Origin of the sequence: Polaribacter sp. 11A2H, assembly GCF_011379025.1 — a bacterium.
Taxonomy (GTDB): Bacteria; Bacteroidota; Bacteroidia; order Flavobacteriales; family Flavobacteriaceae; genus Polaribacter.
In genome coordinates, this window is record NZ_WTLD01000001.1 from 392,979 (window position 1) to 405,952 (window position 12,974).

At 30.8% G+C, this 12,974-nt stretch carries 10 protein-coding genes; 8 read left to right on the forward strand and 2 right to left on the reverse strand.

Annotation, left to right across the window (positions count from 1 at the left end; genetic code table 11):
- The first annotated feature begins 7 nt into the window (after nucleotides 1-7).
- The 4 genes from GQS58_RS01770 to GQS58_RS01785 all read left to right on the forward strand — a co-directional run bounded on the left by GQS58_RS01770 (nucleotide 8) and on the right by GQS58_RS01785 (nucleotide 7,198).
- Nucleotides 8-2,428: a TIM-barrel domain-containing protein gene (locus GQS58_RS01770; protein ID WP_166382235.1), complete on the forward strand. Its 2,421-nt coding sequence runs from the start codon at nucleotides 8-10 to the stop codon at nucleotides 2,426-2,428.
- 10 nt (nucleotides 2,429-2,438) lie between these two features.
- Nucleotides 2,439-4,316 carry an alpha-amylase family glycosyl hydrolase gene (locus GQS58_RS01775; protein WP_166382236.1) on the forward strand — a complete coding sequence of 626 codons (1,878 nt, stop codon included), beginning with the start codon at nucleotides 2,439-2,441 and terminating at the stop codon, nucleotides 4,314-4,316.
- 77 nt (nucleotides 4,317-4,393) lie between these two features.
- A complete protein-coding gene (locus tag GQS58_RS01780; protein ID WP_166382237.1) occupies nucleotides 4,394-6,046 on the forward strand; it encodes an alpha-amylase family glycosyl hydrolase in 1,653 nt (550 codons plus the stop codon).
- Nucleotides 6,047-6,661: 615 nt separating this feature from the next.
- On the forward strand, nucleotides 6,662-7,198 hold the full coding sequence (locus tag GQS58_RS01785) for a tetratricopeptide repeat protein (RefSeq protein ID WP_166382238.1): 537 nt from the start codon (nucleotides 6,662-6,664) through the stop codon (nucleotides 7,196-7,198).
- 135 nt (nucleotides 7,199-7,333) lie between these two features.
- On the opposite strand, the gene GQS58_RS01790 is transcribed toward GQS58_RS01785, so the two are convergent.
- Nucleotides 7,334-7,984 (reverse strand): peptidoglycan-binding domain-containing protein, encoded by a 651-nt coding sequence (locus tag GQS58_RS01790; protein ID WP_166382239.1) that lies wholly within the window; start codon nucleotides 7,982-7,984, stop codon nucleotides 7,334-7,336.
- Between the two features lie 52 nt (nucleotides 7,985-8,036).
- Nucleotides 8,037-9,065, reverse strand: a complete 1,029-nt coding sequence (locus tag GQS58_RS01795; RefSeq protein ID WP_166382526.1) for a LacI family DNA-binding transcriptional regulator — start codon at nucleotides 9,063-9,065, stop codon at nucleotides 8,037-8,039.
- A 154-nt stretch (nucleotides 9,066-9,219) separates the two neighbouring features.
- Between GQS58_RS01795 and GQS58_RS01800 the strand changes: the two genes are divergently transcribed.
- From GQS58_RS01800 to GQS58_RS01815, 4 genes are all read left to right on the forward strand, one after another.
- The gene (locus GQS58_RS01800) at nucleotides 9,220-10,266 is read left to right on the forward strand and encodes a sugar kinase (RefSeq protein WP_166382240.1); all 1,047 of its coding nucleotides are present in this window, start codon (nucleotides 9,220-9,222) and stop codon (nucleotides 10,264-10,266) included.
- A gap of 98 nt (nucleotides 10,267-10,364) precedes the next feature.
- On the forward strand, nucleotides 10,365-11,582 hold the full coding sequence (locus GQS58_RS01805; protein WP_166382241.1) for a 6-phosphofructokinase: 1,218 nt from the start codon (nucleotides 10,365-10,367) through the stop codon (nucleotides 11,580-11,582).
- A 124-nt stretch (nucleotides 11,583-11,706) separates the two neighbouring features.
- Nucleotides 11,707-12,375, forward strand: coding sequence for a bifunctional 4-hydroxy-2-oxoglutarate aldolase/2-dehydro-3-deoxy-phosphogluconate aldolase (locus GQS58_RS01810; RefSeq protein WP_166382242.1), 669 nt, complete (start codon nucleotides 11,707-11,709; stop codon nucleotides 12,373-12,375).
- A 184-nt stretch (nucleotides 12,376-12,559) separates the two neighbouring features.
- Nucleotides 12,560-12,973, forward strand: coding sequence for a response regulator (locus tag GQS58_RS01815; protein ID WP_166382243.1), 414 nt, complete (start codon nucleotides 12,560-12,562; stop codon nucleotides 12,971-12,973).
- Nucleotide 12,974: the final 1 nt, after the last annotated feature.

The window sequence follows — 12,974 nt, forward strand, 5'->3', positions numbered from 1 at the left end:
ATAAAATATGAAGAATTATAAAATATTTTTTTTATTACTTTTTATAACAACTTTTTCGTTTTCACAGAATACAGATAGAGTTTTTAAAAGCATAAAACAAACAGCTAATGGTTTTAATATTAATGTAAATGATGGTTTGTACATTGTTAGATTTCTAAATACAAAAATTGTAGAAACTAGCTTTATTCCTGCTGGTGAGCAGCAAGTTAAAGAATCTCATGCGGTAGTTTTAAAACCATCAGAAATCGATATTACTCCTGTAATTAGTGCAAACGAAAGTAATTTCTTTTCAGAAGGAATTTCGGTACTTGTAAAACACAAACCTTTTCAAATTATTTATACCTATAATGATGAGGTTGTTACGTCAGAAAAAGCGGGTTATTTCAAATCAGAACATCAACCAATGGATTTGGTTAAAGGCAATATTGTTGCCGATAAAACAGAAAAAATTGAATTCAATTTAACTGCTGATGAGGTTTTATTTGGTGCTGGATCAAGAGCATTGGGCATGAATAGAAGAGGCAACAGATTGCCACTTTATAACAGAGCACAGTATGGTTATGAAACGCATGCCGAGTTAATGAACTTTACGATTCCTTTAGTCATTTCTTCAAAAAAATACATGCTTCATTTTGATAATGCACCTATTGGTTATTTAGATTTAGACAGTAAAAAAGATAATTCTTTAACGTATGAAACCATTTCTGGTAGAAAAACGTATCAAGTTATTGTTGGTGATTCTTGGATAGATTTGGTAAACAATTACACCAATTTAACAGGGAAACAACCATTACCAGCTCGTTGGACTTTAGGAAATTTTTCGAGTAGATTTGGTTATCATTCACAAAAAGAAACAGAAGCGACTATTGCTAAATTTAAAGAAGAAAAAATACCTGTAGATGCTGTAATTTTAGACTTGTATTGGTTTGGAAAAGAGTTACAAGGCACCATGGGGAATTTGGAGGTTTACAAAGATTCTTTTCCTGATATGAAAGGAATGATTTCTGGACTTAAAGACAAAGGTGTAAAAACAGTTTTAATTACAGAACCCTTTATTTTATCCACTTCTAAAAAGTGGGATGAAGCTGCAGCAAAAAAAGTTTTAGCAACAGATTCCATCGGAAATCCTGCAAAATATGATTTCTATTTTGGAAATACAGGTATTGTAGATATTTACAAAAAGGAAGGGAAAGAATGGTTCTGGAACATTTATAAAGAACTAATAGAATTAGGAGCAAAAGGACTTTGGGGAGATTTAGGAGAGCCAGAAGTTTTGCCTTCTTGGGTGAATTTTCAGAACAAAACAGCAGATGAAATTCATAATATTTACGGGCATGATTGGGCTCGTTTAATTTTTGAAGGATATCAAAAAGAATTTTCAAATGAAAGACCTTTTATTTTAATGCGTGCAGGCTATTCTGGTTCGCAACGTTTCGGGATGATTCCTTGGTCTGGCGATGTAAACAGAACTTGGGGAGGATTGCAATCTCAACCAGAAATTGCCTTACAAATGGGAATGCAAGGTTTGGGATATATGCATTCTGATTTAGGCGGTTTTGCAGGCGCCAATTTAGATGATAATTTATATATCCGTTGGTTGCAATACGGTGTTTTTCAACCTATATTTAGACCTCATGCTCAAGAAGATGTTGCTAGTGAACCTGTTTTTAGAAGTGAAAGAGCGAAGAGATTAACAAAAAAAGCCATTGAATTACGCTATAAATTATTGCCATATAATTACAATGTAGCATTTGAGAACAATCAAAAAGGAACGCCATTAATGCGACCTATTTTCTTTGAAGAAGATGATGAAAAATTGATGACTAATTCATCGACCTATTTATGGGGAAATGATTTTTTAATCACACCGATTTTAAAAGATTCGGTAGCAACCAAAGAAGTTTATTTTCCAAATACAGCCAATTGGTTTAATTTTTATACAGATGAAAAAGTTGAGGGGGGACAAACAAAATCCGTTGAATTGGATGAAGCAACAATTCCTACGTATGTAAGAGGAGGTGCTTTTATACCAATGGCAAAATTAGTACAAACTACAGATGCTTATAAAGGAGATGTTTTAGAAGTTCATTATTTTTTTGATGCTTCGGTTAAAGAAAGTAAAAGAACGTTTTATAATGACAACGGTTTGCTTTCTAATGCTTTTGAAAAAGGAGCTTTTGAAATTCTAGAATTTGAATCTGAATTAACCAAACGTTGCTTAGAGTTCGAAATTAAAGCAGCATTTGGTAAAAATTGGAATCCAGCGCAAAAAGAAATTACGTTGGTACTACATAATATCAACTGGAATCCTAAAAAGATAAAAGTTGATGGAAAAAGAAAACGAATTTCATCAGAAAAAAATATGCTTACAATTCCATTAAAATGGAATCCGAATAAAGAATTAAAAGTAAAAATATCATTAAAATAAGAAATCAATTATGAAAAAAATATACAGCGTTATATCCGTTTCTGTTTTAGCAATAATAATTGGTTGTTCAACAGAAAAAACACCAAAAATTAAAAAGATGAATACAAATCAAGAGAAAAAAACAGTGGTTTATCAGGTATTTACACGTTTATTCGGGAATACAAATACCACTAATAAACCTTGGGGAACTATTGAAGAAAATGGTGTGGGTAAATTCAACGATTTTACAGATAAAGCCTTATCTGAAATTAAAGAATTAGGAGTTACACATATTTGGTATACTGGTGTTCCGCATCATGATGTAATTAGAGATTATACCGAGTTTGGTATTTCAAATGACGATCCAGATATTGTAAAAGGTAGAGCAGGATCTCCGTATGCAGTTAAGGATTATTACAATGTAAATCCAGATTTAGCAGTAAATGTAGAAAACAGATTAGAAGAATTTGAGGCTTTAATAGCACGTTCTCATAAAAACGGATTAAAGGTAATTATAGATATTGTTCCAAATCACGTTGCTAGAAATTACCAAAGTTTATCCAATCCGGCAGGCACAAAAGATTTTGGTGCAGATGATGATAAAACAGTGGAGTATGATGTAGATAATAATTTTTATTATGTGCCTAATGAAGCTTTTCAAGTGCCAGACTTTTTAAATGGATATGCCCCTTTAGGTGGAGAAAAAAATCCGTTATCAGATAATAAATTTGTGGAAAACCCTGCAAAATGGACAGGTAATGGTTCACGAGCAGCAAAACCTCATTTTAACGATTGGTATGAAACGGTAAAAGTAAATTATGGTGTTTCTCCAGACGGAAGAAAAGATTTTGACGAATTTCCAGAAGGTTTTGATAATGAAGATTACAAAAAACACTTTGAGTTTTGGCAAGATAAAAAAGTACCTAGTTCTTGGATTAAATTTAGGGATATTGCATTGTATTGGACTGCAAAAGGAGTAGACGGATTTAGATATGACATGGCAGAAATGGTGCCTGTTGAATTCTGGAGTTTTATGAATTCTGCTATTAAAATGAAAAATGAAGATGCTTTTCTATTGGCAGAAGTGTACAACCCAAATGAGTATAGAAATTACATCCGAAAAGGTAAAATGGATTATTTGTATGACAAAGTGCAGTTGTATGATACCTTAAAAAATATTATGCAAGGTCATGGAATTACAGATCATATTGCGCCAATACAAGAAGATTTAAGAGATATAGAGCACAATATGTTGCACTTTTTAGAAAACCATGATGAGCAAAGAATTGCAAGTCCGGAGTTTGCAGGAGATGCTTTAAAAGGGAAACCAGCAATGGTGGTTTCTGCAACAATTTCTACGGCACCAACAATGGTGTATTTCGGACAAGAATTTGGAGAATCAGGAGCAGAAAATGCAGGATTTGGAACAGAGTCTAGAACTTCAATTTTCGATTATATTGGTGTGCCAACTTTACAACGTTGGGTAAACGGTAAAGAATATGATGGCGGCCAATCTACGGATAAAGAAAAAGCATTAAGAGATTTTTACAAACGTTTATTAAACTTTACTATTAAAAGTGATGCCTTAATGGGGGAATACCAAGATATTCATCATTTTAACCGTCAGCATACAGAATGGTATAATGAAAGAGTTTTGTCTTTTGTACGTTGGAGCGATCATGAAAAATTAATTGTTGTTTCTAACTTTAATGCAAATGACACCTATGGATTTGAGTTAGGTTTACCTCAAGATATTATTGAAAAATGGAACTTAAAAGACGACGAATATCAAGTAGAAGATCAATTGTATAAAGAATATTCATCGATTTTAAAAGTAGAAAATGGTGAAGCTAGGGTTAGAATAGATCTAAAACCATTAGAATCATTTATCTTAAATGTGAAAGAATAATTATAAAAGATTACAATATCAATCTAATATCCTGCAAGGTTTTAAAAACCTTGTAGGTCTAAATACATAAAATACTCATGAAAAAAATACTCTTCCTTTTCATATTAGCAACTATTTTTAGTTGTAAAGAAAACTCATCAACACAGAAAGTAACAGCACAAACTAAACAAAAGGAGTTTGTTTGGGAAGGCGCCAATATTTATTTTTTATTGACAGACCGTTTCAATAACGGAGATACCACCAATGATATCAATTTTGAAAGAACTAAAGAAACAGGAAAGTTACGTGGTTTTAAAGGTGGAGATATCAAAGGAATTACTCAGAAAATAAAAGAAGGTTATTTTACAAAATTAGGAATCAATGCCATTTGGATGACGCCAATTGTAGAACAAATCCATGGTGGTACCGATGAAGGAACTGGTTTGTCTTATGGTTTTCATGGCTATTGGACCAAAGATTGGACAAGTATAGACCCGAATTTTGGAACTAAAGAAGACTTGAAAGAATTGGTGGCTATTGCGCATAAAAACGGAATTCGTATTTTATTAGATGCCGTTATCAATCACACAGGTCCGGTTACAGAAAAAGATCCGGTTTGGCCTTCAGATTGGGTAAGAACGGGGCCAGCTTGTACGTATGATTCTTATGAGCATACGGTTTCTTGTACGTTGGTAGAAAATTTACCAGACATTAAAACAGAAAGTAATGAGGCTGTAGAATTGCCTATTCAGTTGATAGAAAAATGGAAAGCAGAAGGACGTTATGAGCAAGAAGTAAAAGAATTAGATGCTTTTTTTGCAAGAACAGGTCACCCAAGAGCACCACGTTTTTACATTATGAAATGGCTAACAGATTATATTACAGAATTCGGAATTGATGGCTACAGAGTAGATACGGTAAAACATACAGAAGAATTTGTATGGCAAGAATTTAAGCAGGAATGTGATGCCGCTTTTGCTATTTACAAAAAAAATAATCCTGAGAAAGTTTTAGATGAAAACAATTTTTATTTAGTAGGCGAGGTGTATAATTACACTATTTCAGATGGAAAAGCATTTGATTTAGGTGGAGAAAAAATTAATTATTATGACAATGCTTTTAATAGTTTAATCAATTTTGAGTTAAAATGGAATGTAAAACAAATGGCAGAAACTGCTGTTTTTCAAAAATACGATTCACTTTTACATACAGATCTTAAAGGATACGGAATTTTAAACTATTTAACGTCGCATGATGATGGTCAGCCTTTTGATAAAGAAAGAGAGCAGCCATATAAAACGGCCACCATGTTACTATTAACACCCGGAACAGCACAAGTATATTATGGAGATGAATCTGCAAGAGATTTAACCATAGAAGGCACTGTGGGCGATGCTACTTTGCGTTCTTTTATGAATTGGGAAGACATTCAATCTAAAGAAGAAACTCAGAGAGTTTTAAAACATTGGCAAAAATTAGGTCAGTTTAGAGCCAATCATCCTGCGGTAGGAGCAGGGAAACATACTCTTATTTCTGCCGAAAATGGAATTGTTTTTTCTAGAGTTAGAAAAGAGGATAAAATTATTGCAGGTATCAATTTACAGAAAGGAAATAAAGAAATACATGTTTCATCAATATTTAAAGACGGAGACAAATTGAATGATTTTTACTCTAATCAGCTGGTAGAAGTTAAAGAAGGAAAAGTTGTTGTAAATTCAGAATTTGATATTGTTTTGTTAGAAAAGAAATAACTTTTAATTATAAAACTATTAATACAAGCGTTCAGAATTAATTTTTGGACGTTTTTTTATGTACATTAATTTATTCTAGGGGCGTTACCTAAAGGTCGGGCTTTACACTATATCTTTTTGTAAAAAACAAAAAGGATGCCGTTTCAATCCCTAACGCAAGCTAGTTTGCTAACAAAAGAGCCAAATAAAATAATGAATAGTATTTTAATAAACATAGAAAGAAGTACGTTTTTAGTCTGTATGCAATCTCTTTTTTTCTATTTATTAAAAAAAAGAAAAGGCAATTAAAAAAAGAATACAAATATCCGCAAGAATAGCACAAACAGAACGTACTTTTGTACTTGCTAAAAAACAGCATATTTAAAAGGAAATTAACGAGCAATTATTCATAAAAAAAAAGCTAATTAGAAAATGGCATAATTGATGAATAGATAAATAAAGTAAGTGTTGTTGTTAAGATATTACAAAAAAAAGTTGTAAATTATAATATCGAACATACAGAATGATACACCAAAATAAAAATCGTTTACGTTGATTATTATCAACTTAAAACAATTTTAGTAAAAAAATAGAATAAAAGAGTCATTTTTTTAGAATGACAAATAAAGAAATAAAATGGGAACATTGGTAAATAATTATATTTTTAAAGCATTAGAAAGTTACCCTTTCGATTTAGAAGAGGTAATGGAAGCTTTAAATTTTGCGTTGTCTTATGATGATAAAAATACAATGGCATTAACTTTAATGGGGAGAGTTTATGCGGAAAAGTTGTATAAATATGAAGAAGCAATTGTGTATTTTAAACAAGCTTTAGCAGAAAATATTCATGCTTTTGAGGTATACACACCTTATATAAATACACTTCTATGGAATGAAGATTATAAAGAGGTAGAAGATTTTATAGATTTTGCCTTAACAGTTAAAGGTTCTGATAAAGCACTTTTATACCTTAAGAAAGCTATTTTACATGAGCAATTAAAAGAATATAAAACAGCTATTACTTTTATTAAGCTAGCTAAAGAGCATACTTTTAATTCAGAATTTATGGCAGATATTGTTATCGAAAAAGAGAGAATAAAAGGGAAAATGCCTAAGAAAAAGAAAGCAAAAGCAGTAAAGAAACCCGGTAAGACTCCTAAAAACAAGAAATAAGTTTAAAGACTGTCTAAAAAAAGATGAAATCTTGATATACTGAACTTGTTTCTGTAGATCAACTTACTGAAGTTTAATCTTCTTAAGAATCTGAAATAAATTTGGATTGACAATAAACTTTTTTAGACAGTTTTTTTATTCAAATAAAGCATCTAGAGTTAAAACATCTAAAACACCATCTACAAAAAGGTTGTTTTTTTCTTCAAAACCTTTAATAGCATTTAAAGTTTCAAGCTTATAAACCCCATCTAATTTTATCTCGAAACCCTTTAGATTTAATTGTTTCTGAATTTCAAATATTAAAGCACTTTTATTCCCATAATCCAATTTTTTATCAGCATTAAACATGCTTTTTATTTTGTTGACTGCAATTAATTTTTGGTGAGATTTTAAGTCAATTCCTGAATTTTCTAAAAATAGAATTTCTTCATTAGACAAACCTTTCTTTTTTAATACGGCAGATTTTTCTAATTTTCTTTCATAATATTTAATGGTTGCAACTTTATCTGCATAGTTTTTAACGGCTAATTTAGTTTCTTCTGTATCCTCCTCTGGAGATCTAACATCAATATTATTAGCTGTCCATTGCATTTTTACAAAACTATTTAAATCTTCAATAGCTTTATAATAATTAATTACAGCTTCTTGGTTATAATAGGCAACATCTATTTCTTTTGCTGTTTTATAATCAACATTAGGAGAATTGAATCTTTGATATTGAGAATACTGTCCGTATCCAATAAAAAAGGCAATAATCAATAAAAGTAAAATAATTAATTGTTTCATAAAGTGTTCTTATTGTCTATTAAGTACTAACAAAAATAAGCAAAAGAAAAGGTTAGATGCCTTTTCTATTTGATGAATCTCTAATAAGTAATTCTACGTCTAAAATCTTTTTGGTGAGTGTTTGTTTTACAACGTCATTTTTAACATGTTTTAAAAAAGAAAGCGCAGCTTGTTTGCCAATTTCGTCACTATGTTGCTCTATACTTGTAATAGAAGGTGTAACCATAGAACTAAAAGGTTCATTACCAAAACCAACCAAGGCTATTTCATTAGGAATATTAATTTTTTCTTCATTTAGCACTTGTAAAGCACCAAGAGCAGCATAATCTCCAGCTACATAAACAGCATCTGGTCTGTGTTTTAAAGCTAGTAATTGATGCATTTTTTCTCTACCATCTTCAATTGTTAAATCGCTTTCTAATAATAGCTCATCTATGAGAGGTAAGTTGTGTTTCTTTAACGCATCTATATAACCTTTAATTCTGTTGTTAAAAATTCTAGTACGTTTAAAACCACCAATATGTGCAATTCTTTTACAACCTTGGGCCGCAAGATGAGCTACTATTAAATGGCTGCTATTAAAATCATCAATACCAATATAATCTACATTTAAATCATTTTCTCCACGATCAAATGTTATCAAAGGAATGCCTGCTTTTTTTACTTTTTCAAAATAACTTAAATCTACAGTTTCATTGGCCATAGAAGCAATAATACCATCTACTTGTGTAAATAATAAGGTATCAATACTAGCACATTCTTTTTTAAATGACTCGTTAGATTGGGTAATAATAATATTGTAGCCTTCCTTATTTAGTACTTCTTCTATATTCTGTATTACAGATGAAAAAAAGTTACTATTTGTTCTAGGCACTATTACGCCAACTAGTTTACTTTTTCCACTTCTAAGAGCACTTGCTAAGTGATTGGGGTGATAATTTAAATTTTCAGCAACCTGTCTAACGGCTTTTTTAGTTTTTTCGCTTATTCTAGAATCGTTGTGTAATGCTTTAGAAACAGCAGCTGCAGAGATGTTTAAAACACTTGCAATATCTTTTATGGTAGTTTTCTTTTTGATAATACTTTTTTTTATATATTTGCTTAATCGATTAAGCAAATATAATTCGATATTTAATATAATCAAAATGATAGTTCAATTCTTTCATTTTGATTTTATTTTGAAAAATTGCTTAAACGTTTAACTAATTAACTATAATTTTTAAAAAATAATTAAAATGGCAAAAGTAGTAACATTTGGAGAGATCATGTTAAGATTAGCTCCTCAAGGATTTTTAAGATTTTCACAAGCAAATAATTTTGATGTTGTTTATGGTGGTGGAGAATCTAATGTAGCAGTATCATTAGCAAACTACGGAATTGATGTAGATTTTGTAACCCGTTTACCAAAAAATGATATTGGTGAGTGTGCAATGATGGAGATGCGTAAAAGAGGTGTTGGTGTAGATAAGATTGTTTATGGTGGAGACCGTTTAGGAATTTATTTCTTAGAAACTGGTGCTGTATCTAGAGGTTCTAAAGTGGTTTATGATAGAGCGCATTCTGCTATTGCAGAAGTAGAATCTGGAATGATCGATTGGGATGCCGTTTTTGAAGGATGTGAATGGTTTCATTGGACAGGTATTATCCCAGCAATTTCTCAAGGTGCTGCAGATGTAACTTTAGAAGCTTTAAAAGTAGCTAGTGCAAAAGGAATTACTATTTCTACAGATTTAAACTACCGTGCAAAATTATGGAATTTTTGTGATGATGCTCATAGAGAGTCTATAATGACAGAATTAACTTCTTACTGTGATGTAGTTTTAGGAAATGAAGAAGATGCAGAAATGCATTTCGGAATTAAGCCTGATGGAGCTGCAGTTCAAACAGCAGGACATGACGTAAAAGCAGAAGCTTTCTTATCTGTTTGTAAGCAAATGATGGAGAAATTTCCAAGAGCTAAAAAGGTAATTACTACTTTAAGAGGTTCTATTTCTGCGTCTCACAATACATGGGCTGGAGTTTTATATGATGGAAATGAAATGTTACAAACACGTCAATACCAAATTACAGATATTGTAGATAGAGTAGGTGGTGGAGATTCTTTTATGGGAGGTTTAATCTACGGATTATTAACATACCCAGATAACGATCAAAATGCATTAGACTTTGCAGTTGCTGCGTCTTGTTTAAAGCACACTATTAAAGGTGATGCAAACTTAGTTACAGTTGCAGAAGTAAATAAATTGATGGGTGGTGATGCATCTGGAAGAGTAGCTAGATAAATCTAGATTTTTGTTTAACTGTTAAGTAGTTTAGGCTATTTAACAGTTAAATAAATTTATAACTGTACACATACTAATTTTAAAATCAACAATAAAATATGAAGAAATCTGTAGCTATAATGTGTGGAGGCGGTCCTGCACCAGGAATTAATACAGTAATTAGTACTGTTGCTAAAACCTTTATGAAAGATGGTTATGAGGTAATTGGTGTCCATCATGGATATCAAGGATTGCTTTCAGAAAATCCTGAATTGGAGATTTTTGATTTTCATCGTGCAGATCGTATTTTTAGTAGAGGTGGTTCTAGTCTTATAATGAGTAGATTTAAACCTAAAGACAGTGATTTTAAAGTAGATTTTTTTAAGAAAAATAATGTAAAATTATTGGTTACTATTGGTGGAGATGACACAGCTTCTACAGCAAATAGATTAACTAAATATTTAAAGGAGCAAGAATTAGATGTTAGACATATTCATGTTCCAAAAACAATAGATAACGATTTACCTTTGCCAGATAGAAACCCAACATTTGGTTTTCATACCGCAAAAGATGAAGGTGTACGCATTGGAAATACCGTTTATGAAGATGCAAGAACTAGTGAAAATTGGTTTGTAATGTCTGCAATGGGACGTTCTGCGGGGCATTTGGCCTTCGGAATTGCATCTGCATGTCATTTTCAGATGGTAATTATTCCAGAAATGTTTAATAAAACTACTATTACATTTAAGAAGTTAATCAATATGATTATTTCTTCTATTGTAAAATGTAAAATTATGGGTGTAGAATACGGTGTCGCTTTAATAAGCGAAGGTGTTTTTCACTTTATGGAAAAAAAAGAAATTATCAACTCAGGAATTAATTTTACCTATGATGATCACGGACATCCAGAATTAGGAAACGTTAGTAAATCGCATATATTTAATTACTTACTACAAGTTAAATTAAAAGAAATTGGATTAGAAATAAAATCTAGACCGGTAGAATTAGGGTATGAATTAAGATGTTGTAATCCTATAGCATTCGATTTAACCTTATGTACATTATTGGGTATTGGAGTTAAAAAACTATTTGATCAAGGTGCTACAGGTTGTATTGTAAGTGCTAATTCTAATGGAGATATTTCACCTTTATATCTAAAAGATTTTGAAGATGAAAATGGTAAAATTCCACCAAGGTTAGTAGATATCAATTCTGATATGGCACAATTATTCATAGAAAACTTATTCTTCTTAAAAGAAAAGGACTATGAAAATGCAAAAAAGTATGTTACCAATCCAGAAGCATACGATTTCAAAAAAATATTAAACTGGAATTAATAAGTAGCAGTTTCCAGTTGCAGTATCCAGTAAAAAATAAAATTTTTGTCACTTTTGGATAAGATATTTCATAGTTACACAAATTAAAGTTTACACAAAAAAACAGTTAAAAATATAAAATAAAATGGCACAATTTTCAAGATTAGAAGTAGCACAAGTAATGAAAGAAACAGGAATGATTCCTTTATTTTTTCATAACGATATAGAATTAAGTAAAAAAGTATTAAAAGCATGTTACGATGGTGGCGCTCGTTTAATGGAGTTTACAGCACGTGGAGATTTCGCTCACGAAGTTTTTGGAGCGTTAACTAAATATGCTATTGCAGAATTACCAGGTATGATAATGGGTGTAGGTTCTGTTACAGATGCAGGAGCAGCTTCATTATATATGGCATTAGGAGCAAACTTTATTGTAACTCCTGTTTTAAGAGAAGATATTGCAATTGCTTGTAACCGTAAAAAAGTATTATGGTCTCCTGGTTGTGGTACTTTAACAGAAATTACTAGAGCAGAAGAATTAGGGTGTGAAATAGTAAAATTATTTCCTGGTGATATTTATGGACCACAATTTGTAAAAGGAGTAAAAGGACCTCAACCTTGGACCAGCTTAATGCCTACAGGTGGAGTTTCACCAACAGAAGAAAACTTAAAAGGTTGGTTTGATGCAGGTGTAACTTGTGTTGGAATGGGGTCTAAATTAATTTCGAAAGAAATTATAGCGAACGAAGATTATGCAAAATTAGAAAAAGATGTGAGAGCAGCTTTAGCTATTGTAAATGCAGTTAGAAAATAAAATATAAGTTTATTTTTTTAAGCTGAGAACTCCAACTGAAAAGTTGGAGTTTTTTTTAGTTCCAAAAAGTCTATCTATACTTTTTAGCATTTCATCTACACTTAAATCTTTTTGACCAACCACTCATAAATTAGTCTATTTAATTACCTTAAGTTTGTATAAATTAAATGTAAAACATCCTAACATGTCTAAGAACTTAAAAATATTGTTGATTGAAGATAATCTAATTGAAATTATGAAAATGAAGAGAACTCTTTCATTGTTAAAATTAGAGCATACAATACAAGAAGCTAAAAATGGTGAAGAAGCAATAGATATTTTACAAGAAAAAGGTAATTTTCCTGATTTAATTTTATTAGATTTAAACATGCCAAAAATGAGTGGTATAGAATTTCTATCAATCTTAAAAAATAATAAAGACATACAACATATTCCTACGGTTATATTAACTACTTCAGATAATCAAAAAGATTTAGAAGAATGTTATAAAATAGGTGTTTCTGGTTATATTTTAAAACCTCTAAAATATGATGATTATGTTAAAAAAATTGAAACAGTATTATCTTATTGGAGTATGAATGAATTAAAAAAATACTAAT